Source organism: Pseudomonas sp. fls2-241-R2A-110 (assembly GCF_030209165.1).
GTDB lineage: Bacteria > Pseudomonadota > Gammaproteobacteria > Pseudomonadales > Pseudomonadaceae > Aquipseudomonas.
The window spans coordinates 72,200-98,578 of sequence record NZ_JARVSN010000027.1 but is presented as its reverse complement, the minus strand read 5'-3'; the positions used below and the strand labels follow the sequence as shown (position 1 = coordinate 98,578).

19 protein-coding genes are annotated in these 26,379 nt (G+C 59.8%); 8 read left to right on the top strand and 11 right to left on the bottom strand.

Features of this window, described 5'->3' with window-relative positions; genetic code table 11:
• Positions 1-54 precede the first annotated feature (54 nt).
• Both cysS and QRN31_RS22640 read right to left on the bottom strand, forming a co-directional pair.
• The gene (gene cysS, locus QRN31_RS22645) at positions 55-1,437 is read right to left on the bottom strand and encodes a cysteine--tRNA ligase (protein ID WP_285434672.1); all 1,383 of its coding nucleotides are present in this window, start codon (positions 1,435-1,437) and stop codon (positions 55-57) included.
• A gap of 15 nt (positions 1,438-1,452) precedes the next feature.
• The gene (locus QRN31_RS22640; RefSeq protein ID WP_285434671.1) at positions 1,453-3,150 is read right to left on the bottom strand and encodes a glutamine--tRNA ligase/YqeY domain fusion protein; all 1,698 of its coding nucleotides are present in this window, start codon (positions 3,148-3,150) and stop codon (positions 1,453-1,455) included.
• 260 nt (positions 3,151-3,410) lie between these two features.
• Between QRN31_RS22640 and QRN31_RS22635 the strand changes: the two genes are divergently transcribed.
• Both QRN31_RS22635 and lpxH read left to right on the top strand, forming a co-directional pair.
• Positions 3,411-3,917 carry a peptidylprolyl isomerase gene (locus QRN31_RS22635; RefSeq protein WP_090185718.1) on the top strand — a complete coding sequence of 169 codons (507 nt, stop codon included), beginning with the start codon at positions 3,411-3,413 and terminating at the stop codon, positions 3,915-3,917.
• Complete coding sequence (lpxH, locus tag QRN31_RS22630; protein WP_285434670.1) at positions 3,914-4,666, top strand: UDP-2,3-diacylglucosamine diphosphatase; 753 nt, start codon at positions 3,914-3,916, stop codon at positions 4,664-4,666. The genes QRN31_RS22635 and lpxH overlap by 4 nt, the downstream gene beginning before the upstream one ends.
• 129 nt (positions 4,667-4,795) lie before the next feature.
• Here the strand turns inward: lpxH and QRN31_RS22625 are convergent, their stop codons facing one another.
• The 7 genes from QRN31_RS22625 to QRN31_RS22595 form a co-directional block, all read right to left on the bottom strand.
• A complete protein-coding gene (locus tag QRN31_RS22625; protein WP_285434669.1) occupies positions 4,796-6,325 on the bottom strand; it encodes a DHA2 family efflux MFS transporter permease subunit in 1,530 nt (509 codons plus the stop codon).
• A gap of 102 nt (positions 6,326-6,427) precedes the next feature.
• Positions 6,428-7,630 (bottom strand): HlyD family secretion protein, encoded by a 1,203-nt coding sequence (locus tag QRN31_RS22620; RefSeq protein WP_285434668.1) that lies wholly within the window; start codon positions 7,628-7,630, stop codon positions 6,428-6,430.
• A gap of 15 nt (positions 7,631-7,645) precedes the next feature.
• The gene (locus QRN31_RS22615; protein ID WP_285434667.1) at positions 7,646-9,115 is read right to left on the bottom strand and encodes an efflux transporter outer membrane subunit; all 1,470 of its coding nucleotides are present in this window, start codon (positions 9,113-9,115) and stop codon (positions 7,646-7,648) included.
• On the bottom strand, positions 9,112-9,585 hold the full coding sequence (locus tag QRN31_RS22610) for a MarR family winged helix-turn-helix transcriptional regulator (protein ID WP_090185733.1): 474 nt from the start codon (positions 9,583-9,585) through the stop codon (positions 9,112-9,114). The genes QRN31_RS22615 and QRN31_RS22610 overlap by 4 nt, the downstream gene beginning before the upstream one ends.
• Positions 9,586-9,825: 240 nt before the next feature.
• On the bottom strand, positions 9,826-13,494 hold the full coding sequence (locus QRN31_RS22605; protein ID WP_285434666.1) for a translocation/assembly module TamB domain-containing protein: 3,669 nt from the start codon (positions 13,492-13,494) through the stop codon (positions 9,826-9,828).
• Positions 13,491-15,218: an autotransporter assembly complex protein TamA gene (locus QRN31_RS22600; protein WP_285434665.1), complete on the bottom strand. Its 1,728-nt coding sequence runs from the start codon at positions 15,216-15,218 to the stop codon at positions 13,491-13,493. The genes QRN31_RS22605 and QRN31_RS22600 overlap by 4 nt, the downstream gene beginning before the upstream one ends.
• A gap of 65 nt (positions 15,219-15,283) precedes the next feature.
• Positions 15,284-15,934 carry a GNAT family N-acetyltransferase gene (locus QRN31_RS22595; RefSeq protein WP_285434664.1) on the bottom strand — a complete coding sequence of 217 codons (651 nt, stop codon included), beginning with the start codon at positions 15,932-15,934 and terminating at the stop codon, positions 15,284-15,286.
• A 294-nt stretch (positions 15,935-16,228) separates the two neighbouring features.
• Here QRN31_RS22595 and xthA point away from each other — a divergent pair, with 294 nt between their 5' ends.
• Both xthA and QRN31_RS22585 read left to right on the top strand, forming a co-directional pair.
• The gene (gene xthA, locus QRN31_RS22590) at positions 16,229-17,041 is read left to right on the top strand and encodes an exodeoxyribonuclease III (RefSeq protein WP_285434663.1); all 813 of its coding nucleotides are present in this window, start codon (positions 16,229-16,231) and stop codon (positions 17,039-17,041) included.
• Positions 17,042-17,223: 182 nt separating this feature from the next.
• On the top strand, positions 17,224-18,564 hold the full coding sequence (locus QRN31_RS22585; RefSeq protein ID WP_285434661.1) for a substrate-binding domain-containing protein: 1,341 nt from the start codon (positions 17,224-17,226) through the stop codon (positions 18,562-18,564).
• A 138-nt stretch (positions 18,565-18,702) separates the two neighbouring features.
• Here QRN31_RS22585 and QRN31_RS22580 read toward each other — a convergent pair whose 3' ends face one another.
• Positions 18,703-19,932 carry an acyl-CoA dehydrogenase gene (locus QRN31_RS22580; protein ID WP_259156544.1) on the bottom strand — a complete coding sequence of 410 codons (1,230 nt, stop codon included), beginning with the start codon at positions 19,930-19,932 and terminating at the stop codon, positions 18,703-18,705.
• Positions 19,933-20,110: 178 nt separating this feature from the next.
• On the opposite strand from QRN31_RS22580, the gene QRN31_RS22575 reads away from it, so the two are divergent.
• The 3 genes from QRN31_RS22575 (at position 20,111) to QRN31_RS22565 (ending at position 22,667) form a co-directional block, all read left to right on the top strand.
• Complete coding sequence (locus tag QRN31_RS22575; protein WP_090185769.1) at positions 20,111-21,040, top strand: LysR family transcriptional regulator; 930 nt, start codon at positions 20,111-20,113, stop codon at positions 21,038-21,040.
• Between the two features lie 178 nt (positions 21,041-21,218).
• Positions 21,219-21,620: a MerR family transcriptional regulator gene (locus tag QRN31_RS22570; RefSeq protein ID WP_285434660.1), complete on the top strand. Its 402-nt coding sequence runs from the start codon at positions 21,219-21,221 to the stop codon at positions 21,618-21,620.
• A gap of 147 nt (positions 21,621-21,767) precedes the next feature.
• Positions 21,768-22,667: a hydroxymethylglutaryl-CoA lyase gene (locus QRN31_RS22565; protein ID WP_222587646.1), complete on the top strand. Its 900-nt coding sequence runs from the start codon at positions 21,768-21,770 to the stop codon at positions 22,665-22,667.
• Positions 22,668-23,338: 671 nt separating this feature from the next.
• On the opposite strand, the gene QRN31_RS22560 is transcribed toward QRN31_RS22565, so the two are convergent.
• Positions 23,339-25,036 carry an AMP-binding protein gene (locus QRN31_RS22560; protein ID WP_285434659.1) on the bottom strand — a complete coding sequence of 566 codons (1,698 nt, stop codon included), beginning with the start codon at positions 25,034-25,036 and terminating at the stop codon, positions 23,339-23,341.
• A 177-nt stretch (positions 25,037-25,213) separates the two neighbouring features.
• Here QRN31_RS22560 and QRN31_RS22555 point away from each other — a divergent pair, with 177 nt between their 5' ends.
• Positions 25,214-26,377, top strand: coding sequence for an isovaleryl-CoA dehydrogenase (locus QRN31_RS22555; protein WP_285434658.1), 1,164 nt, complete (start codon positions 25,214-25,216; stop codon positions 26,375-26,377).
• Positions 26,378-26,379 lie beyond the last annotated feature (2 nt).

Here is a 26,379-nt window from a genome sequence, read left to right as displayed (position 1 = left end):
CCAGAAAAAACAAAACCCGCACAAGGCGGGTTTTGTTTTTTACAGATAGGACAATCAGTCAGCCAGACGCCAGGTCGTGCCGCCCTTGCCGTCTTCCAGCACCACGCCCATGGCGGTGAGCTGGTCGCGGATGCGGTCGGATTCGGCCCAGTCCTTGTTGGCGCGCGCATTCAGGCGAGCCTGAATCAGTGCATCAACTTCAGCCGCGTCAACCCGCCCTTCGGCGCCGGCCTGCAGGAAGTCATCGGCTTCAAGCTGCAACACACCCAGCACGCTGGCCAGTTCCTTCAAGCGCGCCGCCAGACCGGCCGCCGCCTCAAGATCGCTCTCGCGCAGACGGTTGATCTCGCGAACCATTTCGAACAGCACCGCGCAGGCTTCCGGTGTGCCGAAGTCGTCGTTCATCACCTGGGTGAAACGCTCGACAAAGGCTTCGCCGCCAGCAGGCGCCACGTTCGGCAGGCCTTTCAAGGCATGGTAGAAACGCTCGAGTGCGCCTTTGGCGTCCTTGAGGTTGTCTTCCGAATAGTTGATCGCGCTGCGGTAATGGCTCGACACCAGCAGGTAACGCACGACTTCCGGGTGGTACTTTTCCAGCACGTCGCGAATGGTGAAGAAGTTGTTCAAGGACTTGGACATCTTCTCGCCATTGATGCGAATCATGCCGCAATGCATCCACGCGTTGGCGTAGGTCTTGCCGGTCGCCGCTTCGCTCTGGGCGATTTCGTTTTCGTGGTGCGGAAACTCCAGGTCGCTGCCGCCGCCATGAATGTCGAAGGTCTCGCCGAGGCAGCAGGTCGACATCACCGAGCATTCGATGTGCCAGCCCGGACGCCCATCGCCCCACGGCGATGGCCAGCTCGGCTCACCCGGCTTGGCGCCTTTCCACAGCACGAAGTCCAGCGGGTCCTGTTTGGACTCGTCGACTTCGATCCGCGCGCCAATGCGCAGGTCTTCGATTTTCTTGCGCGACAGCTTGCCGTAGCCCATGAACTTGGCAACGCGGTAGTACACGTCGCCATTGCCCGGTGCGTAGGCGTAACCCTTGTCGATCAGGGTCTGGATCATCGCGTGCATGCCGGGAATATGACCGGTGGCGCGCGGTTCCATGTCCGGCTTCTTGATGTTCAGGCGCGCTTCGTCTTCGTGCATCGCCGCGATCATGCGCTCGGTCAAGGCTTCGAACGACTCGCCGTTCTCCTTGGCCCGATTGATGATCTTGTCGTCAATGTCGGTGATGTTGCGCACATAAGTCAGGTCATAGCCGCTGAACCGCAACCAGCGGGTCACCAGGTCGAATGCGACCATGCTGCGGCCGTGGCCAAGGTGGCAGTAGTCGTACACGGTCATCCCGCAGACATACATGCGCACCTTGTTGCCATCCAGCGGCTTGAAGACTTCTTTGCTCTTGGTGAGCGTGTTGTAGATCGTCAGCACTTTAGTTTCCTTGAATCACTGGCCCCACGAATCACGCAGGGTCACGGTACGGTTGAATACCGGATGACCTGGTTTCGAGTCCTTGATATCCGCGACGAAGTAGCCTTCGCGCTCGAACTGGAAACGGTCTTCCGGCTGTGCATTGCCCAACGAGGGTTCAGCACGACAACCGGTGAGGACCTGCAGTGAGTCAGGGTTGATGTTGTCCAGGAAACTGGCGCTGTCTTCAGCCTTCTCCGGGTTCGGAGAACGGAACAGACGATCGTACAGACGCACTTCGCATTCGACGCTTGCAGCCGCCGGCACCCAGTGCACCACGCCTTTGACCTTGCGGCCTTCAGGGTTCTTGCCGAGGGTTTCCGGGTCGTAGGTGCAACGCAGTTCGACGATGTTGCCATCGGCGTCCTTGATCGCTTCGTCGGCACGGATCACGTAGCTGCCGCGCAGACGCACTTCGCCGTTCGGTTCCAGGCGCTTGTAGCCTTTTGGCGGCTCTTCCATGAAGTCTTCACGGTCGATGTAGAGCTCACGGGCGAACGGCAGGACGCGCACGCCCATGTCTTCTTTGGGGTGGCACGCCAGTTCGAGGTTTTCGACCTGACCTTCCGGGTAGTTGGTGATCACGACTTTCAACGGACGCAGCACGCACATGGCACGCGGCGCGCTGTGGTCGAGGTCGTCACGGATGCTGAATTCAAGCATGCCGAAGTCAACCACGCCGTCGGAACGGTTGGTGCCGATCATTTCGCAGAAGTTGCGGATCGATTTCGGCGTGTAGCCACGGCGACGGAAGCCCGACAGCGTGGACATGCGCGGATCGTCCCAACCGTGAACGTGCTTTTCATCGACCAGTTGCTTGAGCTTGCGCTTGCTGGTGATGGTGTAGTTCAGGTTCAGGCGGCTGAACTCGTACTGGCGCGGGTTAGCCGGCACCGGCAGGTTTTCCAGGAACCATTCATACAGCGGACGATGGCTTTCGAACTCCAGGGTGCAGATCGAGTGGGTGATGCCTTCGATGGCGTCCGACTGACCGTGGGTGAAGTCGTAGTTCGGGTAGATGCACCACTTGTCGCCCGTCTGGTGGTGATGGGCGTGGCGGATGCGGTACATGATCGGGTCGCGCAGGTTCATGTTCGGCGAGGCCATGTCGATCTTGGCCCGCAGCACACGAGCGCCGTCCGGGAATTCGCCGGCACGCATGCGGGCGAACCAGTCGAGGTTTTCTTCCACGGAGCGGTCACGGAACGGGCTGTTCTTGCCCGGTTCGGTCAGGCTGCCACGGTATTCCTTGGCCTGTTCAGGGCTCAGGTCGTCGACGTAGGCCTTGCCGGCCTTGATCAGCTCGACGGCCCAGTCGTGCAACTGGTCGAAATACTGCGAGGCGTAGCGCACTTCACCGGACCATTCAAAGCCCAGCCATTTGACGTCGCTTTCGATCGCGTCGATGTATTCCTGGTCTTCCTTGGCCGGGTTGGTGTCGTCGAAACGCAGGTGCGTGACGCCGCCAAACTCCTGGGCCAGACCGAAGTTCACGCAAATCGACTTGGCGTGACCGATGTGCAGGTAACCGTTGGGCTCAGGCGGGAAACGAGTGACGATCTGCGTGTGCTTACCCGAGTCCAGGTCCGCCTGGATGATCGGGCGCAGGAAATTGACCGGCACGGCAGGGCCGGTCTTGGAATTCGAGGTAGGGTCGACAGTGGGCTTGCTCATAGGATCCTTGAACGTACAAGTGCGCGGCCAGTTGGCCAAATCAAAGCGGCTGTTAAATCAAAGGGGCTTATCATAGCCGATGCCGTCAAGTCGCTGACAGAGCAGGCCCGAAAACGGCTGCATTTAATCGGATGCAAATGAAAAACAGCCTCGAAATTCGCGCCCGGCACGCTAAACTGCGCACCTTGGCCGAATCTGGCCGGACCGGTTGAGGGCTTCAACGCCTCGAAACCCACGAATTCATTGATAGAGTACCGATCATGACCCAAGTCAAACTGACCACCAACCATGGCGACATCGTCCTGGAACTGAACGCTGAAAAGGCACCGCTGACCGTTGCCAACTTCATCGAGTACGTCAAAGCCGGTCACTACGAAAACACCGTTTTCCACCGTGTCATCGGTAACTTCATGATCCAGGGCGGCGGTTTTGAGCCAGGCATGAAAGAAAAGAAAGACAAGCGCCCAAGCATCCAGAACGAAGCCGACAACGGCCTGCCGAACGTGAAATACAGCGTTGCCATGGCCCGCACCATGGAGCCGCATTCGGCTTCCGCCCAGTTCTTCATCAACGTGGCTGACAACAGCTTCCTGAACCACAGCGCCAAGACCACTCAGGGCTGGGGCTACGCCGTGTTCGCCAAAGTCGTTGAAGGCACCGACGTTGTCGACAAGATCAAAGGCGTTTCCACCACCTCCAAGGCTGGCCACCAGGACGTACCTGCAGACGACGTGATCATCGAGAAAGCCGAGATCATCGAAGCGTGATACTGCTGATTTCAGACTTGCATCTGGAAGAGGAGCGCCCGGACATTACCCGGGCGTTTCTGGATTTGCTCGCCGGACGCGCCCGCTCGGCGAGTGCGTTGTACATCTTGGGCGACTTTTTCGAAGTGTGGATTGGCGACGATGCCATGACGCCCTTTCAACGTTCCATCTGCCAGGCCCTGCGCGATCTCAGCGACAGCGGCACGGCCATTTTTCTGATGCACGGCAATCGCGACTTCTTGCTCGGCCAGGCCTTTTGCAAACAGGCCGGCTGCACGTTGTTGAAAGACCCGAGCGTCGTACAGCTTTACGGCGAGCCAGTGCTCTTGATGCACGGCGACAGCCTCTGCACCCGCGACGAAGCCTATATGAAGCTGCGTCGCTACCTGCGCAACCCCGTCACCCTGTTCATCCTGCGACACCTGCCCTTGAGCACCCGGCACAAACTGGCGCGCAAGCTACGCAGTGAAAGTCGTGCACAGACGCGGATGAAAGCCAATGACATCGTCGATGTCACGCCGCAGGAAGTGCCACGAATCATGCAGGAATATGGCGTAAAGACCTTGATTCACGGGCACACCCATCGCCCGGCGATTCACAAGTTGCAGATTGGCGAACAAGCGGCCAAACGCATTGTGCTGGGCGATTGGGACCGTCAGGGGTGGGCGTTGCAGGTGGATGAGCAAGGGTTTGCGCTGGCACCTTTCGACTTCGCCCCGCCGCCGCAACTGGCAGCCCCGTCGACCTGATCGACCTGATCGTTCCCACGCTCTGCGTGGGAATGCCTCAACGGACGCTCCGCGTTCGGCTTCGGAAGGGACGCAGAGCGTCCCGGGCTGCATTCCCACGCAGAGCGTGGGAACGATCGATTTCCGGCTTTAGTGACCGGCGGCGGCAGGCCCGGCCTTCGCGGCGAACGGTGGTTTTGCCAACCAGACAATCAGGATCAACCCCATGAATCCCCACCCCAGCAACGTGAAGTAATCCACGGTGGACAGCATGTACGCCTGACTGGTCAGCACGTGATCGAGCTGTGCATACGCCGGATTGCCCGCGCCGCCCAGATTGTTCAGCGCCTCACGCGTCGCCGGCTCGTACGTCGTGATGCTTTCACTCAAGTACGCATGATGCTGGTTTGCCCGGCGAATCCAGATCCACGTGGTCAACGACGCCGCGAAACTGCCGCCCAACGTGCGCAAGAAAGTCGCCAGGCCTGCGCCATCGGCGATCTGGCTCGGTGGCAAGTCCGACATCAGAATGCTCAAGGTCGGCATGAAGAACAGCGCCACGCCAATGCCCATGAACAACTGCACCAGCGCGATGTGCTGGAAGTCCACTTCGTTCGTGAATCCGGCACGCATGAAGCAGCTCAGGCCAATCGCCAGGAAGGCCAGCCCGGCCAACAACCGCAGGTCGAATTTTTGCGCATATTTGCCGACAAACGGTGACATCACTACCGGCAGAATCCCGATGGGCGCCACCGCCAGACCGGCCCACGTCGCCGTGTAGCCCATCTGCGTTTGCAACCATTGCGGCAGAATCAGGTTAATGCCGAAGAAACCGGCGTAGCCCAGCACCAACACCAGCGTACCGATGCGAAAGTTGCGATAGGCAAACAGGCGCAGGTTGACCACCGGGTGTTTGTCGGTCATTTCCCAGATGATGAACACCGCCAGTGCAATCACCGAAATCGCCGCGCCGATAAGGATGAAGTTCGACTCGAACCAATCCAGGTCGTTGCCCTTGTCGAGGATTACCTGCAACGCGCCAACGCCAATGATCAGCGTGATCAATCCGACGTAGTCCATCGGCTGGCGGCTGGTCTCCACCGGGCGCGTCTTCAGTTGCTGGCGCACCACCATCACCGCAAAGATCCCGATGGGCACGTTGATAAAGAAAATCCACGGCCAGCTGTAGCTGTCGGTGATCCAGCCACCAAGGATCGGCCCGGCAATCGGCGCCACCACCGTGACCATCGCCAGCAACGCCAGGGCCATGCCGCGCCTGGCGGGCGGATAGACCGCGATCAGCAACGTCTGGGTCATCGGGTACAACGGCCCGGCGACCAGACCTTGCAGCACCCGAAACCCGATCAGTTCCGGCATTGAAGTCGAGATACCGCACAGAAACGAAGCCAGTACGAACAGGATGGTCGCCCAGAGAAACAGCTTCACCTCACCGAAACGCCGGCTCAGCCAACCGGTCAGCGGCAGCGCGATGGCGTTGCTCACGGCAAATGAAGTGATCACCCACGTGCCCTGCTCCGAGCTCACGCCCAGGTTGCCGGAAATGGTCGGCAGCGCCACGTTGGCGATGGTGGTGTCGAGCACTTGCATGAAGGTCGCCAGCGACAGGCCGATGGTGCTGAGCAGCAGGCTGGGCGGGGTGAAAGACGCGTTATTGCTCATCGCGAATCCTTTGAAACCTGGTTGGAGCTACGTCTGTTACAGACGCAGCTGACCCTGTGGGAGCGAGCCTGCTCGCTCCCACAAGGGCGGTGTCATGGCGAATCAGCGTTGAACGGTTTTGCTGACCGCTGCGCTGTTGTCGTGGATCAACTGAGTGATCATCGCGTCGGCCTCGGCCAACTGACGGTCATACACGTTGGTGCTGAACGAAGCCTTTTGCGGCGGCTGTTGCGCCAGCACCGGGCCGCTCTGGTCATGCAGGTTCACATCGACCTGAGTCGAGAGGCCGACCCGCAGCGGATGCTTGGCCAGTTCTTCGGCGTTGATGTGGATCCGCACCGGTACGCGTTGCACGATCTTGATCCAGTTACCGGTGGCGTTCTGCGCTGGCAGCAAGGCGAACGCGCTGCCGGTCCCGGCGCCGAGACTGTCGATGGTGCCGTTGAATTTCACGTCGCTGCCGTACAGATCGGCCTCGATCTCCACGGGTTGACCGATGCGCATGTCACGCAGTTGGGTTTCCTTGAAGTTGGCGTCGATCCACAGCTGATCCAGCGGTATCACCGCCATCAGCGCAGTGCCTGGCTGAACCCGCTGGCCCAGTTGCACGGAGCGCTTGGCCACGTAACCGGTGACTGGCGCGATCAAGGTGCTGCGCGAATTGTTCAGGTAAGCCTGACGCAGCTGAGCGGCAGCCGCCATCACGTCTGGATGCGAAGACACCACGGTGTCGTCCACCAACGCACTGGTGGTTTTCAATTGTTGCTTGGTGTTGGCCAGGGCGTTTTGTGCCGAGGTCAGGTCGTCGCGAGCGTGGGACAGTTCTTCCTGGGAAATCGCCCCGCCAGCGGCAAGGTTTTTCCGCCGATTGAAGTTGTCTTGCGCCTTTTGCACTTCTGCTTGCTGGGCGTTGACCTGGGCTTTCATGCCGTCGACGTTGCTGTACAAGCCACGCACCTGACGCACGGTGCGGGCCAGATTGGCCCGGGCACTTTGCAGACCAACTTCGGCATCGTTGGGGTCAAAGTTGATCAGCACCTGGCCTTCGTGGACCAGGTCGCCGTCGTCAGCACCGATGCTGACTACAGTGCCGGTGACCAGCGGGGTGATTTCCACCACGTTGCCGTTCACATAGGCGTCGTCGGTGCTTTCATTCCAGCGCCCGTAGAACTCGTGATAACCCCAGACGCCGATACCGGCGAGGATTACCACGATGGCGAGCACCACCAGCATGATTTTGCGTTTGCGCGGATTGCTCGTGTCTTGAGCGTTGTCCGGGGCTTGAGATGTATCGGCAGTGGCCATGACAAATACCTTGAATTAGTTGTGCTGCGTGGCTGGGGTTGCGTTGGCTGCGGTCAGGGTTTCGCCTTGGAAGCCGCCGCCCAGCGCCTGCATCAATTGGATCGACAAGTCGATCTGCTCGGCATTCAGGTTGGCCAGCTGACGCTGGGCCTGGAGCAATTGCTGCTCGATGCTGAGCACGTCCAGGTAGTTGCCGATGCCGGAACCGTACCGCTGGACCACGGTGTTGTAAGAATCCTGGGCAATGTCGGTGGCGTGTTGCTGTGCCCCGATCTGCCGGCCGATATCGCGCAACTGGTTGATGGTGTCGCTGACATCGCCCAGCGCTTTCACCAGGCTTTTGTTGTACTGCGCCACGGCGAGGTCGTAATCGGCGTCGCGTGAGTCGAGGTTGGCGCGCAGGCGGCCACCATCGAAAATCGGCACGGAAATGGTTGGCGCGATGTTGAAGAAACGGCTCGCCGAACCAAACATCGCATCACCCAGTAAAGATTCGGCACCCGCCGCCGCGCTCAAGTTCAAGTTGGGATAGAACTGGGTCTTGCCCGCAGCGATGTTCTTGCTCGCGGCCTCGACCCGCCAACGCGCAGCCACCAGATCGGGACGACGACCGAGCAATTCGGCCGGCAACACCGACGGCAATGCAACGGCGCTGGCCTGAAGAACTTTCGGCCGGGCAATCTCGTTTCCGCGATCCGGGCCTTTGCCCAGCAGCACGGCCAGGGCGATTTTCGCGCTTTGCAGGCGTTTTTCGGCATCGATCAGGCTGGCTTCGGAGCTGGCTTCCAGGCTTTCTGTTTGCTGGAACTGGTACTGACTGTCGATCCCCGAACTCAGGCGACGCTGACTCAGGTCGAGCATTTGCCGAGTACGTTTGAGGTCTTCATTGGCCAGGTCATAGATGATGTGCGCCTGGCCCAGATCGCTATAGGCACGAGCCACATCGGCAGACAATGTCAGCTGAGCGGCCTGCTGATCGACTTCGGCCGCACGGGCCTGGCCCAGCGCCGCTTCCCAGGCATCACGCTGACCGCCCCAGAGGTCGAAGTTGTAATTGAAGCTGGCGCCGATATTGCGCAGGGTGGAGTAAGTGCCGCCCTGCCCGCTCGGGTCCTGATCGCGGGCCAGACGCGAACGGCTGACACCGGCGCTGGCGTCGAGGGTCGGCATCCGCGCAGCGTCGGCGGCATAGGCAGCGGCGCTGGCCTGGTGCGCACGAGCGTCGGCGATTTGCATGTCGGGGCTGTCGTGCAGGGCTTCGCGGATCAGACCATCGAGTTGCGGATCGCCCAGGCTGGTCCACCAGTCGCTTTTCGGCCAGGCCGCCGGCGACAGGGTCACGCCGTTGAGGGATTGTCCGGCCTTGAGGTTTTTCGCATCGAGGCTGACGCCTTCGGTGGTCAGGCCGCTATAGCTGGCGCATCCGGCCAGGGTCATGGCCACCAGCACCAGGCTCAAACCGGCACGCAGGGTTTTACTGCTCATTTGTCACCTACCCGCAGCAAGGTGATCGAGTCACCCGCCGCCACCAATATTTTCTTGAGGATCTGTTCCAGGGTTTTCAGCTCATCCGGTGTGATCGCGCCGGCCAGTTCATTCATCGCGTCAGCGCCGATGTGCGGCAGCCGGTCGGCGAGCTTCTGGCCTTCTTCGGTCAGCACCAGTTGCACCTGACGGCGATCCGCCTCGGAACGCTGGCGGGCGAGGAAACCTTTCTGTTCCAGACGATCGAGCATGCGGGTCATCGAACCGCTGTCCAGCGACAGGTGCCGGCACAGCTCGGCCGGCGTATCGACACCGAACTGGGCCATGATGATCAGCACTTTGAACTGCGCGGCGGTGATGCCGTGGGGCTCCATGTGCGTATCGATGATCCGGTCCTTGAGCAGAGCGGCGCGCCCGAGCAGGAGGCCGAGATGGCAATTCTGGAATTCGTCTGGCGTGAAATGTTTCATCTGACCACCAATTAGCTGCCTAGGCAGAGAATGTATGACGAGATGTTACTGCCTAGGCAGCGAATGTCAACGTAATAGTTAGGTTGCTTGCTATTTAGCTGATAAATGGCTCACGGCTGATCGTTCCCACGCTCTGCGTGGGAATGCCTCTACGGACGCTCTGCGTTCGGCTTGGGAAGGGACGCGGAGCGTCCCGGGCGGCATTCCCACGCAGAGCGTGGGAACGATCATGGTGGGGGCTTAGAAATCCCGCTTGTAGAAGATGTCCAGCGAACTGGCCACGCCGCCAGCGGCTTCGAGGTAGACCTTTTTGCTCAGCTTGTAGCGCAAGGCAATCGTGTTGGCCGGCTCAAACACGCCGACGCCATAGCGCAGGCTGAGTTTTTCCGAGAGGTTGCCGCTGGCCACGACGCTGGTGGTGTTGCCGCTGCCCTCGGTATCGAGCTGGAAGTCCTGAATCCCCAGATTCTTGGCCAGCCCGCTGGTCACGCCGGAACTGCCCATCAGGCCCAACCCAAGCGCCGCCTGGGCCAGCATGTTGTTGTCTTCTCCGTTGCTGCTCAGCGGACGCCCCAGTACCAGATAGGACAAGGCCTGTTCCTGGCTCATGGCCGGTTCGGAGAAAATCTGCGTGGTGGGCTGCTCGGCGCTGCCGCTGAGGCGAATGCCGGCGATGATGTCGTCGGACTGGCGAATTGCTTCGATGTCCAGGTATGGCTGATCGATGGGACCGGCAAACAGCAAGCGCGCCCGACGCACCGTCAGGCGCTGGCCATAGGCGCGATAACGGCCATCGTTGAGCCAGAGCTCGCCGCGGGTGTCCATGTTGTCGCCAATGTGCACATGACCTTGCAGGTTGGCGGTCAGGCCAAACCCGGCAAAGCTGAGTTTGTCCTCACCGACCACCACGTCGATGTCCATTTTCATCGCCAGTGGTGGCTTGCCCTCTTCGGTCTGCTGGCCGACGATCACCGTGTCCCCGGACAGCTTGACCGTCGAGGGAGGCAGTTCGCGCACTGTGATGTCGCCCCTGGGCACCAACACTTTGCCGGCAATCGCCAACTCGTCGCCCTTCATCGAGATTTTCAGGTCCGGCGCCACTTCGAGCTTGGCGTATGGCTCGACGCTGACCGGCAACTGTGTGCCTTTGAGGGCCAGGTCCACCACCAGCGCCTGGCCCCAGGCGATGTTGCCGTTGAGAGTGCCCTGCCCGGTCTTGCCGCTTTTCCAGCCGCCGTTCAGTTGCACGGTTTCGCCGGCAATCACCGCCTGTAGCTGCAAAGCTTGCAACTCTATCGGCAGTTCCGGCCCGGACACTTCACCGTCGCTGAGCAGCAGATTGCCATTGACCAGAGGCGCCAACAGCGTGCCGGAGAGCGTGCCGCTGCCATTGAGGCGGCCCGTGAGCTTCTCGACCATCGGCACAAACGGGCGCGCGACGGACAGGTCCAGGCCACTGAGGCGGAACGAGCCGGTCAGCGGTTTGTTATTCGGCAACGGATTGATCTGCGCCTGCACCCGCAATTCGCCGAGCTTGCCGCCGACGAAGTTGAGGTCGGTGTCGATGCGTTTGGGCGTGAGTTTGCTGGTCAGCAGCAAGGTCTGGTACGGGAAGTCCAGCCACTGATCCTTTTCCTTCATGCGCAAAGTGCCGCCGCTGGCGTCGATGCTGATCTGGCCGTTCGGGCCGCTGGCCGGCAAGTCCAGTTGCAGGTCGGCGTTGAGCTTGCCGTTCCAGGCGAAATCCTTTGGCAACCACTGCGCCAGGCTTTCGATCGGGAATTGCTTGAGGTGGTAACGCAGCCTCGGTTCAGGCATCAAGCGCTGGTCTTCACCGCACAGGCTGGCCGGGCCGGACATCCAGCAATGGGAGCCGAAATTGATTTTGCCATCAGCCAATCGTTCGAGCCTGGCCGGGCCTTGCAGCGTCCAGGCCTGACCACCGGCCTGGATTTCACCACTGGCCAGACGACCGCGCCAGTTGCCCTTGTCCAGCGCACCGTCGAGGCCGAGCGCCAGTTTCAGCTTCGGCCCTTGCAGATCGAGGGTCAGTTTCTGGTTTTTGATATCGCCCTGACCGCTGGCGGTCAACGTTCCCAGTGCGGTGTCGCCGGCCTGAATGCCACTGCCCTTGAGGTCGATTTTCGCCCGTTGCGCGCTGTCGAGGTTCGCGTCCAGGTTCAGGCTTTGCAGGCGATTGTCCTGGAAGGCCAGTTGCGTGCCTTGCAGCCCGAGCTTGCCTTGCGGTGCCTTGAGCGTGCCGGCGACATCGAGGCGACCGTTGATCTGGCCGCGCAGCTGTGGCCAGAGTTGGGCCAGGCGCGGCAGCTTGATGTCGATCTGGCCGGCCAGCTTCTGTTGCAGACTGCCCTTGCCGCTGATGCTGTTGTCGCCGAGGCGGATTTGCAGCGCGTTGAGGTTCCATTGCGCGCCGCCGCCATCGGCCTTGGCCTGGATCACCGCCGGTTGGCCGCGCAGTTTGCCTTTGAGGTCGAGGTCGGCGTTCAGGCTGAGTTGTTCATTTTTCATCTCGCCTTTGCTGCGCAGCGGTCCGGCCAGTGTGCCCGGCAACTCCGCGACCCAGTACGCCGGGTTGATCGCCGACAGATCCAGGGCGGTGTCCCAGGCAATGCCATCGGCAAATTGCAGGTTCAGATGTCCTTCGGCCTTGCCCTGCCCGGCTTCGAGCTGGATTTGTTGCAGGTAGATTTTCGTCAGGTCGCCGCTGAACGGGCTGCTCAGGTTGAACGCACCTGCCGGGCCATCCAGCGCCGCTTTGAAGCTGCCCAGGTATTTGCCGTCGGTGTAGGAGACTTGTCCGTTGAAGCTGCGCAACGCGACTTCTGGCTCATCGATCAACGGATAGAGGCGATGCCACGGGAAATCCAGCCAGTCGATTTTCGCGTCGGCGCTCAGGCCTTTGCTCCAATCCAGTTGCCCGGTGAGTTTGAGGCTTTGCTTGTCGTTGGCGGTCAGGTCGAGCGCGGCAATCTGTGCGCCTTGGGCATCGACCTTGCCTTGCAGCAACAAGGCGACCGGGCCCTTTTCTGCGGGCAATGTCGCTTTGCCGAGTAATTGGTAACCGTTTTTCAGGTCGCCGTCGCCGGTGAGTTCCACTTGATTGAGTTGCAAGGTGTCCGGCAGATCGGCGCTGGGCTTAAAGCTGTCGGCGGTGATGCGCACTTTGGCGGGCAGGTTCTCCGTCAGCGGTTGTACTTCGCCGCTCAATTGCCCGTTGAGGTAACCACTGCTGTCGGCTTTCAGGTTGAGAGTTTTCAGCAAATCACCGTCGACCTTCAGCGCCAGGCTCCAGGGCTGCGGGGCCGGCAGGGTCAGTGTGCCTTCGGCCTTCAGCGGCCAATCGCCGCTGGGTTGCAGCAGGCCGGACAGATTCAGGCTGAGCTCGTCGCGTTGCAACTTCACCGAATCGATCTGCAAGCCTTGCGCGGTCCAGTGTGCAGCCAGTTGCAAGCCTTTGAGTTCTTCGCTGCCATTGAACAGCAGGCTGCCGACCTGAACATCACCCAGTTCGATGGCCAGTGGCAGTTTCAAATTCGGCAGCGCGATGGGTCCACTGCTGGCTTCTTCAGTGCCCGGCGGCAATTGCAGGCTGACCTGATCGGCCTTCAATTGCTCGATGCACAGCGTCATGCGCATCAGGCACAGCGGCGACCAGGCAAAAATCGGCTTGCTGAGCTCAACGCGACTGCTGCCCTGCTGCCACAACAGATGATCAGCACTCCACTGCCCGCCCAATCGGCCCTGGAAATTTTCGACGGTCAAACCCGGTACAAAACCGAGCGCCCAACGGCTACCCGTCGCCGTGCCCAATACCGTGGTCACTGCCAGGACGACCAGCATCAGCAGCGCCAGAATTGCCAGCAGCGTTATTTTCAAACCACGCTTCACAGCTCAGGCCCCATGGAAAAGTGCAAGCGGATGCCGCCGTCGTCGTCTAGTGCGTGGGCCAGGTCGAGACGAATCGGCCCCACAGGCGAAACCCAGCGAACGCCGATACCAACGCCGGTCTTGAGGTTCGGCAGGTCGAGTGTATTAAAGGAGTTGCCCTGGTCAACAAAGGTCGCGACCCGCCATTTTTCGGCGATGGAGTACTGATACTCGACGCTGCCGGCGACCATGTAGCGGCCACCGATGCGGTCGCCGTTGGAGTTTTCCGGGGACAGGCTCTGATAATCGTAACCGCGCACGCTCTGATCACCACCGGCATAGAAGCGTAATGACGGCGGCACCGACTTGTAGCCATTGGTGGCGCTGCCGCCGACCTGCACCCGACCGAGGAAACGGTGTTTATCGAAGACCGTGGTCAAGCCTTTCACCAGCGCGGTGCCGTACACCAGATTGGTGTCCGAACCCAAGCCTTCCTTGGCCACTTTGGTCTCGAATTGCAGGCGATAGCCGTTGTGCGGATCGATGCGGTTGTCGCTTTTCAAATACGAATAGGTAATGCCCGGCATCAGCAAATTGCTGAGCCCCGAATCGTCGCCGAGCCGGTATTCCTCACGCTGCCACTTGAGCGAGACCACGCGCTGCCAGCCACTGGGCAATTTGCTGTGCCACTCAGGCCCCAATGTCAGCAGTTTGCTCAGAGAGTCCTTGTCGGCGATTTCTTCGTTCTGATACCCCCCGGCGAAGCGCAGTTTGTCGGTCAGCGGCGGGTCCAGGGGAATGTCGTAGAACACACCAACGTTCTGCCGTGGCGCCGAGACTTCGGTCTCCCAGCCATAGCTGTGCCCCTGCGGGTTGACCCAGTGCCGGGTCCAGTTGGCCTTGACCCGTGGGCCGACGTCAGTGGAAAAACCCAGCCCCAGGCCCATGGTCCGCGGCTTGCGGGTTTCAAGTTTGACGTCGACCGGAATCACATCGTTCTTGGCCGCCGTGGGTGCCGCATCTACGCGCACGCTCTCGAAATAGCCGCTGGCCTGCATGGCCTGATTGAGTTCGGCGATCAGTTCGGAATCGTAAGGTGCGCCTTGCTTGAACGGCACCATCCGCCGCAGCAGGTCTTCGTCGAACGGCGTGTCACCTTCGAAACTGACCTTGCCCAGGGTGTAACGCGGACCGCTGTTATAGATGAGCTCGATGTCGGCGACGCCGGCTCGCGGGTCGACTGACAATGTCTGGTGGGTGAAATAACCGCTGAAAAAGCCGTAGCGCGAGGCCTGGTTCTGAATCAGCCGCTTGGCGTCCTCATAATTGCCGTGATTGAGCACGGCGCCAGTTTGCAACGCATGGCTTTGGGGAACGCGGAAGGCCTTGAGGGACGCGGCAGGGCCGTCGATGCGAATCGTGACATTGCGTAAATGCACCGGCTCGCCGGGATCGATATTGAGCACCAGGCGTGGGGTCTTGCCGCCTTTCACGTCACTGTCGATGTGCGGCTGGTAATAACCCAAAGCCTGGGCGGCCTTGCGCGCCTGCTCCTCGGCACCACGACTGAAGCGCAACAACGCTTGCTCGTCACGATCGCCGAGGCTGCCGATATAGCCCTCTATATTGGCCTTCAGTTCATCGTTGGACGGTTTGATCCGCACATCCAATTCACTTTGCGCCAGCGCCGCGCAGCTGGTTAACAGCATCAGCACGCCACTGGTGAATCTTCCTGGAAACTTCATAGGCGCGGATGCTATCACGAGCTTGGGAGCGTGATAGAGCCTGGTGTGGGGTCAAAGTTCTACCTTTATGCCGTTGCTGTTTGTAACACCTGGGGATTGGCGTGGAAAAATACGTGCTCGCGAATCGGTCCTACGGCGACCTCGCCAATTTCCTCATAGCCCTGACGCTTATAGAACTCCAGATAACGAGGATTCCCGGTATCGAGGATCACGCCTTGGGAGTTTTCATCCACCGCGCACCAGTTATGCACCGCTTGCAGCAGTTGCTCGCCGAAATGTTGGCCCTGGAACTGCGGATGGATCCCCAGTAACGGAAGGACGTGCACCGAGTCGGTCGGCACACAGGCAGCCACTGCGGCGTGGTAATCGAGGTAGCGACGGGTGCACCGAAATCCGGTGCTGAGCACCATGCGCAGACGCCACGCCCAACTTTCGGTAATGCCCAGCCGGCGTTGCGGCGGTGCAATCAGGGCAATGCCGATCAACCGGTCGTTGACCAACAGGCCGATGGCCGGCAAGTCCTGCAGAAAATGTTGCTTGACCAGTTCGCGCACGGTCGCTCGCACGCGATGTTCATAGCCGGGGCGTTCGGCTTCGAACAGGTAACGGAAAGTCGGCTCGTGTCGGTAGGCGTGGTAAAGAAGGGAGCGCGCTTCGTGGGCATAGCCGCTGTCGAGCATGTGAATATCGGCAATGGCGGTCGAGGTTTCGGGCATAACGGTATTTCTCCCCGGGGCGCTGTTCAAATGACTGCGCTCTTCTGGTTACGAGCCTATAGCGCCGACACAGTTCCTTGCTGATCCAAATCAGTGCCGATGCGTAAGCCGTCATCGCGAGCAAGCTCGCTCCCAAAAGGTATAGACCAGACTCGTAACCTGTGGGAGCAGGCTTGCCCGCGATGAGGCCTGATTGCTAATGGATCTGACAGAACACAGTGAATCCCCTCACCCCAACACTGGCCCGATTCCTACAGGTCAGCTAGCATCGCCCTTTTGCCAGGACTGCCGACCATGAAGATCGTCTCGTTCAACATCAACGGGCTGCGCGCTCGTCCGCATCAGTTGGCGGCGCTGATCGAAAAGCATCAGCCAGACGTCATCGGGCTGCAGGAAACCAAGGTTCACGACGACCAGTTCCCGCTCGCCGAGGTTCAGGCGCTGGGGTATCACGTGTATTTCCACGGGCAGAAAGGCCATTACGGCGTCGCCCTGCTCTCGCGTAAAGAACCCCTTTCGTTGCACAAGGGTTTCGCCACCGACGAAGAAGACGCTCAACGGCGCTTTATCTGGGGCACGTTCGCCGACGCCGATGGCGTGCCGGTGACCATCATGAACGGCTATTTCCCACAGGGCGAAAGCCGCGATCACCCCACCAAGTTCCCGGCCAAAGAGCGTTTCTACAGCGACCTGCAACTGTTGCTGGAATCGCAGTTCAGCAATGAACAGCCAGTGGTTGTGATGGGAGACGTGAACATTTCCCCGGAAGACTGCGACATCGGCATCGGTCCGGACAACATGAAACGCTGGCTCAAGACCGGCAAATGCAGCTTCCTGCCGGAAGAACGCGAGTGGATGGCGCGCCTGAAGAACTGGGGCCTGGTGGACAGTTTCCGTCACTTGAACCCGGACGTGGCCGACCGTTTCAGCTGGTTCGACTACCGCAGTCGCGGCTTCGAAGACGAGCCCAAGCGCGGGCTGCGGATTGACCTGATCATGGCGTCTCATGGCTTGTTGCCACGCGTGAAGGACGCGGGTGTGGATTACGAACTGCGCGGCATGGAAAAGCCCTCGGATCATGCGCCGATCTGGCTTGAGTTGAGCTGATTCCCCCGCCTTCACATGATCGTTCCCACGCTCTGTGTATAGCCCGTGACGCTCCGCGTCACTGGACGCGGAGCGTCCCTAGAGGCATTCCCACGCAGAGCGCGGGAACGATCACTGTCATCTTTCGGAAACCTTACTGACTTATTCTCCCGGCACTTTCCTTGGCTATATAAGGTGCCGGCATGACGCTGCGCGTTTTGTTCCTGTTGATGCTGTGCGCCGGTTTGCCATTGATGACCTCGGCAAGCGATTTGCCGCTCTCCGACAATGGCCCGGTCTTGCGCATCCAGGGCTCCAACACCATCGGTGCGGCACTGGGGCCGGCGCTGGTCGAGGGGTTAATGCGCGAACGGGGCCTGCTCAGGGTTCATCGCGAAGTCCCGGACAAAGCCAACGAACTGCGTGTCGTCGGCGAAACCGCTCAGGGACAACGGGTGGCGGTGGATGTCGCGGCCCATGGTTCCAGCACCGGATTCAGCGCCCTGAAAAACGCCTCGGCCGATCTCGCCGCCTCGTCGCGTCCGATCAAGGACAGCGAACGCCTGGAACTCGAACCGCTGGGCGACTTTAAAAGCCCGGATGCCGAGCAAGTGATTGCCATCGATGGCCTGGCGATCATCCTCCATCCGCAAAACCCGCTGAATCAGCTCAACACCGAACAACTGGCGCGCATTTTCAGCGGCGAGGCTAAGACCTGGGAAGCGTTGGGCGGCCGTGGCGGGGCAATTCATCTGTACGCGCGCGATGACCAATCGGGCACCTACGACACCTTCAAGGAATTGGTTCTCAGTCGTCGTGGAAAAACGCTGAATAGCGCCGCGAAACGCTTCGAATCCAGCGAGCAATTATCCGACGCGGTAAGCCAGGACCCGCAAGGCATTGGTTTCATCGGTTTGCCTTATGTGCTCAAGGCCAAAGCCGTGGCGATCGCCGACGGACAATCCCAGGCCATGCTGCCGCTGAACAACCTGATTGCCACGGAAGACTATCCGCTGTCCCGGCGACTGTTCTTTTACTTACCGCCGCAGGGGAAAAATCCCTGGGCCCAAGCGCTGGTGACGTTTGCGCAAAGCAGCGAAGGCCAGGCGATTGTCGCGGCCAACGGCTTCATTGCCCAGACCGTACAGGCCATGACGGTCACGCCGAACGCCCTGATGCCTGAGGCCTACCAGGCGCTCAGTCGTCATGCACAACGCCTGTCGGTGAATTTTCGCTTTGAAGAAGGCAGCGCGACCCTGGACAACAAGGCCCGACAGGACTTGTCGCGGGTGCTCGACTATATAAAGCAGCACGACAAAACCGCTCGGCAAGTGACACTGGTGGGATTTGGCGATGCGAAAAGTGACCCGGCACGCGCCGATCTGTTGTCGAAGCTGCGGGCCATGGCGGTGCGGCGCGAACTGGTGAGAGGCGGCGTGGTGTTTCGCGAGATCCGCGGTTTTGGCGCCGAGATGCCGGTGGCGACAAACAGCGCGGATGAGGGGCGGATCAAGAATCGGCGGGTTGAGGTTTGGGTGTATTGAGTCAGATGTTGGTGTGTTGAACAGGCGGACGCCATCACGAGCAGGCTCGCTCCCACATTGATCGAGTGAATACTGGAGATCAAATGTGGGAGCGAACCGGCTCCGGGCGGCGTTCCGACGATGAACGATAGCGCAGGGTTACTGCCCGCTACGCATCATCTCTTTGGGCACGTACTTGCCGATCTCGAACTTGCCAATCGCCGCGCGGTGCACTTCGTCCGGGCCGTCGGCCAGGCGCAGGGTGCGTTGCATCGCGTACATGTAGGCCAGCGGGAAATCATTGGAAACCCCTGCCCCGCCATGCATCTGGATCGACCGGTCAATAACGCGCAAGGCCACGTTGGGCGCGACCACTTTGATCTGCGCAATCTCGCTTTTCGCAATCTTGTTGCCGACGGTGTCCATCATGTAAGCCGCTTTCAACGTCAGCAGACGCGCCATGTCGATTTCCATGCGCGAGTCGGCGATCTTGTCGATATTGCCGCCCAGACGGGCCAGCGGTTTACCGAACGCGGTGCGGTTCACCGCACGTTTGCACATCAATTCCAGCGCACGCTCAGCCATGCCGATCGACCGCATGCAGTGGTGAATACGGCCGGGGCCAAGACGACCCTGAGCGATTTCGAAGCCGCGCCCTTCACCCAACAGGACGTTTTCGTACGGCACGCGCACGTTTTCAAACAGCACTTCAGCGTGACCGTGAGGTGCATCGTCATAACCGAACACTGGCAACGGACGAACGATCTTCACGCCCGGGGTATCCACCGGCACCAGAATCATCGAATGCTGGGCGTGGCGTGGCGCGTCCGGATTGCTCAGGCCCATGAAGATCAGGATCTTGCAGCGCGGATCGCAAGCGCCTGAGGTCCACCATTTCTTGCCGTTGATCACCCACTCGTCGCCATCACGCACAGCGCGGGCAGCCATGTTGGTGGCATCGGACGATGCCACGTCCGGTTCGGTCATGGCGAACGCCGAGCGGATCTCACCGCGCAACAGCGGTTCGAGCCAGCGTTGTTTCTGTTCTTCATTGGCGTAACGCACCAGGACTTCCATGTTGCCGGTGTCTGGCGCGGAGCAGTTGAATGGCTCCGGACCGAGCAGCGAGCGGCCCATGATCTCCGCCAGTGGCGCGTATTCGAGGTTGGTCAGGCCTGCACCGAGTTCGGACTCAGGCAGAAACAAATTCCACAGGCCTTCGGCCTTGGCCTTGAGTTTGAGCTCTTCCATGATCGCGGTCGGCTGCCAGCGATCGCCTTCGGCAACCTGGCGCTCGAACACTGCTTCGGCGGGATAAACGTAAGTGTCCATGAACGCGGTCACGCGCTCACGCAGTTCCTGAACCTTGGGCGAATAAGCGAAATCCATGAGCAATTACCTTCTTGGGAAGAGGTTGTTTAGGTCATGCAATCGATGCTAGAACAGCTACGAAAATTTACCTAGCCTATTCTCGGCGTGTATTAACATTCATCACCGATATATGATCGGGTGATCGCAAAGGCCTCCGGCCACAACAAAAAGCCCCAAACAATAAGAGTGCCGCGCAATGAATCTGAGCAAGGTCGACCTCAACCTTTTCATCGTCTTCGACGCGATCTACACCGAAGCCAACCTGACCCGCGCCGGGCAGATTGTCGGCATTACTCAGCCGGCGGTATCGAACGCCCTGGCCCGCCTGCGCGAGACCTTCAACGACCCGTTGTTCGTGCGCACCGCGCAAGGCATGGTGCCGACACCGATGGCCCAGAACATTATCGGCCCGGTGCGTAACGCCCTCTCGCTGCTGCGCGTATCGGTGCAGGAAAGCCGGATCTTCAACCCGTTGCAGGCGGTCAAGACGTATCGCATCAGCATGACCGACCTCACCGAGGCCGTGATTCTGCCGCCGCTGTTCCAGCGCCTGCGCCGTCTGGCGCCGACCGTGATCATCGAAAGCTTCCTGTCGAAACGCCGCGAGACCACCAAGGAGCTGGCGGCTGGACGGCTCGACTTTGCCGTCGATGCGCCACTCAACACCGACCCGCAAGTGCGCCACGTCAAGCTGATGGAAGACCGTTACGTGTGTGCCATGCGCAAGGGCCATCCGCTGGCGGGCAAGGAAAAATTCACCCTCGACGACTATTTGTCGCTGACCCACATTCACATTTCCAGCCGCCGCAGTGGCCTGGGCCATGTCGACCTGGCCCTTGGGAAAATGGGCATCCAGCGCAAGATCGCGCTGCGTTCCCAGCATTACCTGATGGCTTCCCAGGTGTTGCAGCAGACCGACATGGTCATGACAGTGCCCGAGCGTTTCGCCCGTCGCCATGAGCTGTATTCGGTGAACCTGCCGGTCAACGACGTCCCGCCGGTGGAAACCCACCTCTACTGGCACGAAAGCACCGACCAGGACCCCGCCAACCGCTGGATGCGCGAACAGATGATCGAGTTGTGCCAGCAAGTGACGGCGCATGAGAAGAAGCTCGATAAGGTGTAGGGCTTTGGACCGCGTTATCGCTCATCGCGGGCAAGCCCGCTCCCACCGGTATAGCGCGATCCCTGTGGGAGCGGGCTTGCCCGCGATGAGGCCAACGGCAACACCAAAGATCCAAGCCCCTTGACGTAAACGTCAACCTGACATTAGCTTAGCGCCATGACCTTTTTCGAGCGCTTCCATGAGCAGCCAGACCTATAGCATTTCCGACCTCGCCCGCGAGCTCGACATCACCACGCGGGCCATTCGCTTTTATGAAGAGCAAGGCCTGCTCAGCCCTGAGCGTCGTGGCCAGGAACGCGTTTATACCCCGCGCGACAAGGTCAGTCTGAAGCTGATCCTGCGGGGCAAGCGTATTGGTTTCTCCCTGGCTGAATGCCGCGAGTTGATCGAGCTTTACGACCCCACCGGCGGCAATCAGAAACAATTGCAAACCATGTTGAGCAAGATCGCCGAGCGCCGCGAACAGCTGGAGCAGCAGATGCTCGACATCGAGCAGATGAAGCTGGAACTGGACACCGCGCAAGAGCGTTGCACCCAGGCGCTTGAACAGACGATCAAGAGCCAGCAAGTGACTCAGTAGGTCAACACGATCTCCTGTGGGAGCGGGCTTGCCCGCGATGAGGTCATGTCATTCAAGATTGATGCTGGCTGACCCACCGCTATCGCGGGCAAGCCTGTTCCCACAGGGATTTCCGAACATTCAGACAATCAGCACAGGTCGATTCCCATGTCTCTACCCACCCACGTACGCCTGGTCGAAGTCGGTCCCCGCGACGGTCTGCAAAACGAAGCGCAACCGATCAGCGTTGCCGACAAGGTGCAACTGGTCGACGCGCTGACCGCCGCAGGCCTTGGCTACATTGAAGTCGGCAGTTTCGTCTCGCCCAAGTGGGTGCCGCAAATGGCCGGCTCAGCAGAAGTTTTTGCGCAGATCCAGCGCAAGCCTGGCGTGACCTATGGCGCACTCGCCCCCAACCTGCGCGGGTTTGAAGACGCAATCGCCGCCGGGGTCAAGGAAGTCGCGGTATTCGCGGCGGCCTCCGAAGCGTTTTCGCAACGCAACATCAACTGCTCGATCAGCGAAAGCCTTGAGCGTTTCGTTCCGATCATGGACGCGGCGAAACAACACGGCGTAAGCGTGCGCGGTTACGTGTCCTGCGTGCTGGGCTGTCCTTACGAAGGTAACGTTGCGCCTGAGCAAGTCGCCCGGGTCGCTCGCGAGCTCTACGCCATGGGCTGCTATGAGGTCTCCCTGGGCGACACCATCGGCACGGGCACCGCCGGCGCAACCCGCAAGATGTTCGAAGTGGTCTCGGCCCAAGTGCCGCGTGAAAAGCTGGCCGGACATTTCCACGACACCTATGGCCAGGCCATGGCCAACATCTACGCCAGCCTGCTGGAAGGCATCGCGGTGTTCGACAGCTCCATCGCCGGCCTCGGCGGCTGCCCGTACGCCAAGGGCGCCAGCGGTAACGTCGCCACCGAGGACGTGGTCTACCTGCTCAACGGTTTGGGCATCGACACCGGAATAGACCTGGACGCCTTGATTCTGGCTGGGCAGCAGATTTGCTCCGTGCTGGGACGTCCGACCGGTTCGCGCGTGGCCAAGGCTCGTAGCGCCCAGTGATGTGTCCGGGTGTTACCGCTGCATCTGAAACGTGGGGATAAGCGAGTAACACGGAAACAAATTGTAGGGGTTTGCCTGAGGCAGAAACCTTACGAAAAACTCAAACCATTGATTTTAAAGGCTTTTAAAAAGTTGGCACGGCTCCTGCTATCTCTATTGCATAACAAGAACAAAAAAAGCGGCAGACCTAATAAAAATAAGACGTAACGACTCTGACATAACAAAAACAACACGGCAGAGACGCAGCTAACAGATTTTTTTGGAGAGGATGTGCTTTTCAGGGTGCTTTTCGGAGTAACCCGCAACCGGGCAGAGAACAATAAAACTACCTTCAGGTAGCTCCCGAACTGGTTGGATCGCTCAGCGAAAAAGTAGATCAGCGCTCAAAAAAATACGTTTGCTCTTGATCCCGGATGGGGATCGACAAAAACAGCGGTAAAGGGTCACGGTCCCTAAAAACAACAACAGACCGCCCCTCAATAATAAAAAAAGAGCATGCGCAACGACAAATTAAAGGGGAGCTTCGGCTCCCCTTTGTGCTTTCTGCGATTCGGGTTTTCACCACCGCCCCTGTGGGAGCCAGCCTGCTGGCGATAGCGGTGGTTCAGACAGATGAATGTTACAGACACTCCGCTATCGCCAGCAGGCTGGCTCCCACAAGGGAGAAATTGTCAGACCTGCTTTTCGCGTAACTCCTCGATACTGATCTCGCGCATGCGGAATTTCTGGATCTTGCCGGTCACGGTCATCGGAAATTCTTCCACGAACTTGAAGTAACGCGGCGTCTTGAAGTGCGCGATGCGCTCTTTGCACCAAGCCTGCAGCTCTTGTTCCGTGGCGCTGTGGCCCGGGTGGAACTTGATCCAGGCAACAATCTCCTCGCCATAACGCGAGCACGGAATCCCGATTACCTGTACATCGGCCACCGCCGGGTGGGTAAAGAAGAACTCTTCCAGCTCACGCGGGTAAATATTCTCACCACCGCGAATGATCATGTCCTTGTTGCGCCCGGCAATGCAGACGTAGCCTTCCTCGTTCATGCTCGCCAGGTCGCCGGTGTGCATCCAGCCGGCCTGATCGATGGCTTCGGCGGTGCCTTGCGGGTTGTTCCAGTAGCCGAGCATCACGCTGTAGCCGCGTGTGCACAGCTCACCAATGGTGCCGCGCGGCACCAGATTGCCCGCTTCGTCGATGATCTTGCTTTCCAGTTGCGGCTGGGTGCGGCCGACCGTGGTGACGCGCAATTCCAGATCGTCAGACGGCCCGGTCTGCAATGACACCGGACTGGTCTCCGTCATGCCGTAGGCAATCTGCACTTCGCTCATGTGCATTTCGCTGATGACCCGGCGCATCACCTCGATCGGACACGTCGCTCCAGCCATGATCCCGGTACGCAGGCTCGACAGATCAAACTCGGCACGCTGGGGCTGATCGAGCATGGCGATGAACATGGTTGGCACGCCGTAGAGCGCCGTGGCCTTTTCTTCCGCCACCGTGGTCAGGGTCAGCAGCGGATCGAATGCGTCGTTGGGATAAATCATGGTGCTGCCATGGGTAATGCAGCCGAGATTGCCCATGACCATGCCGAAGCAGTGATACAGCGGCACTGGAATCACCAGTCGGTCGTTGGCCGTCAAGCCGAGGCTTTCGCCGACCATGTAACCGTTGTTGAGAATATTGTAGTGACTGAGGGTCGCGCCTTTCGGGAAGCCAGTGGTGCCAGAGGTGTATTGGATGTTCACCGGCTGGTCGAAATGCAAACTGTCCTGACGCGCGTGCAATTGCTCTGTCGACACGCTGCTCGCAAGGTCGGCCAGTTGCGACCACGGCAGGAAGCCTGATGGCGGCTGTGCGTCCAGACTGATGACACCGCGCAACTCGGGCAGGCGTTCGCTCTGCAGTTTTCCGATGGATTGCTCCGCCAGCTCCGGCACCAGGCCCTGGAGCATGCCGTGATAATTGGAGGTCTTGAACGAACCCGCGCAGACCAGCCATTGGCAGCCGGATTGCTTCAACACGTATTCGAGTTCGGAGCTGCGATACGCCGGGTTGATGTTGACCAGGATCACGCCGATTTTCGCGCTGGCGAACTGGCTGATACACCACTGCGCGCAGTTTGGTGCCCAGATGCCGAGCCGGTCACCGCTCTGCAACCCCAGCGCCAACAGGGCTCTGGCGTGCAGGTCGACGGCTTCGGCCAGTTGCTGCCAGGTGTAACGCAGCTGTTGGTGGCGCACGACCAGCGCCTCCCCGGTCGGATATTGCGCGACGGTCTGATCGAACTTCTCGCCGATGGTCATCGCCAGCAAGGCTTTGTCCTGGGATCCACGGGTGTAGCTGCGCTGCGGATTTGCACTGGGTTGATCCATGACGACCCCTATTGTCTTTATTAGTGGGTTGATACAGAAAATGTGCCTCTACTCTCGCTCAAGTTGACGTTAACGTAAAGGGTGATTGACAGCCATTCGTCACAGGCTTACGTTAACGTAAAGGTGAGAGCTGAATCACTGCCCTCCCCACCCTACAAAAAAGCCAAAAGGTGACCCATGAGCTACCCATCCCTGAACTTTGCCCTCGGTGAAACCATCGACATGCTGCGCGATCAGGTTCAGTCCTTCGTCGCCAAAGAGATCGCGCCACGCGCGGCCCAGATCGACATCGACAACCTGTTCCCGGCCGACTTGTGGCGCAAATTTGGCGACATGGGCCTGCTGGGCATCACCGTGGCGGAAGAATACGGCGGCGCTGGCCTGGGCTATCTGGCCCACGTCGTGGCCATGGAAGAAATCAGCCGTGGCTCGGCCTCGGTCGCCCTGTCTTACGGCGCGCACTCCAACCTGTGCGTCAACCAGATCAACCGCAACGGCAATCACGAACAGAAAACCAAGTACCTGCCAAAACTGATCAGCGGCGAGCACATCGGTGCCCTGGCCATGAGTGAGCCGAATGCCGGCTCCGACGTGGTGTCGATGAAGTTGCGCGCCGATAAACGCGGCGATCACTACGTGCTCAACGGCAGCAAAACCTGGATTACCAACGGTCCGGACGCCAACACCTACGTGATCTACGCCAAAACCGACCTGGAAAAAGGCCCGCACGGCATCACCGCGTTTATCGTCGAACGTGACTGGAAAGGCTTCAGCCGCAGCAACAAGTTCGACAAGCTGGGCATGCGCGGCTCCAACACCTGCGAATTGTTCTTCGACGACGTTGAAGTGCCGGAAGAAAACATTCTCGGCATCCTCAATGGCGGCGTGAAAGTGCTGATGAGCGGCCTCGACTACGAGCGCGTCGTGCTGTCTGGCGGCCCGACCGGGATCATGCAGGCCTGCATGGACCTGATCGTTCCGTACATTCACGACCGCAAACAGTTCGGCCAGAGCATCGGCGAATTTCAGCTGATCCAGGGCAAAGTCGCCGACATGTACACCCAACTGAACGCCAGCCGCGCCTATCTGTATGCGGTGGCCCAGGCGTGCGAGCGCGGCGAAACCACCCGCAAGGACGCCGCTGGCGTGATCCTCTACAGCGCCGAACGCGCCACGCAAATGGCCCTCGACGCGATCCAGATTCTCGGTGGCAACGGCTACATCAACGAATTCCCGGCCGGTCGTCTGCTGCGTGACGCCAAGCTGTACGAAATCGGCGCCGGCACCAGTGAGATCCGTCGCATGCTGATCGGTCGCGAACTGTTCAACGAAACCCGCTAAAC

Excerpts from the sequence above, each read along its gene's own strand:
- QRN31_RS22640 (WP_285434671.1), bottom strand. The coding sequence starts at position 3,150 with ATGAGCAAGCCCACTGTCGACCCTACCTCGAATTCCAAGACCGGCCCT.
- QRN31_RS22635 (WP_090185718.1), top strand. The coding sequence starts at position 3,411 with ATGACCCAAGTCAAACTGACCACCAACCATGGCGACATCGTCCTGGAA.
- QRN31_RS22625 (WP_285434669.1), bottom strand. The coding sequence starts at position 6,325 with ATGAGCAATAACGCGTCTTTCACCCCGCCCAGCCTGCTGCTCAGCACC.
- QRN31_RS22620 (WP_285434668.1), bottom strand. The coding sequence starts at position 7,630 with ATGGCCACTGCCGATACATCTCAAGCCCCGGACAACGCTCAAGACACG.
- QRN31_RS22615 (WP_285434667.1), bottom strand. The coding sequence starts at position 9,115 with ATGAGCAGTAAAACCCTGCGTGCCGGTTTGAGCCTGGTGCTGGTGGCC.
- QRN31_RS22610 (WP_090185733.1), bottom strand. The coding sequence starts at position 9,585 with ATGAAACATTTCACGCCAGACGAATTCCAGAATTGCCATCTCGGCCTC.
- QRN31_RS22600 (WP_285434665.1), bottom strand. The coding sequence starts at position 15,218 with ATGAAGTTTCCAGGAAGATTCACCAGTGGCGTGCTGATGCTGTTAACC.
- QRN31_RS22595 (WP_285434664.1), bottom strand. The coding sequence starts at position 15,934 with ATGCCCGAAACCTCGACCGCCATTGCCGATATTCACATGCTCGACAGC.
- xthA (WP_285434663.1), top strand. The coding sequence starts at position 16,229 with ATGAAGATCGTCTCGTTCAACATCAACGGGCTGCGCGCTCGTCCGCAT.
- QRN31_RS22585 (WP_285434661.1), top strand. The coding sequence starts at position 17,224 with ATGACGCTGCGCGTTTTGTTCCTGTTGATGCTGTGCGCCGGTTTGCCA.
- QRN31_RS22580 (WP_259156544.1), bottom strand. The coding sequence starts at position 19,932 with ATGGATTTCGCTTATTCGCCCAAGGTTCAGGAACTGCGTGAGCGCGTG.
- QRN31_RS22575 (WP_090185769.1), top strand. The coding sequence starts at position 20,111 with ATGAATCTGAGCAAGGTCGACCTCAACCTTTTCATCGTCTTCGACGCG.
- QRN31_RS22570 (WP_285434660.1), top strand. The coding sequence starts at position 21,219 with ATGAGCAGCCAGACCTATAGCATTTCCGACCTCGCCCGCGAGCTCGAC.
- QRN31_RS22565 (WP_222587646.1), top strand. The coding sequence starts at position 21,768 with ATGTCTCTACCCACCCACGTACGCCTGGTCGAAGTCGGTCCCCGCGAC.
- QRN31_RS22560 (WP_285434659.1), bottom strand. The coding sequence starts at position 25,036 with ATGGATCAACCCAGTGCAAATCCGCAGCGCAGCTACACCCGTGGATCC.
- QRN31_RS22555 (WP_285434658.1), top strand. The coding sequence starts at position 25,214 with ATGAGCTACCCATCCCTGAACTTTGCCCTCGGTGAAACCATCGACATG.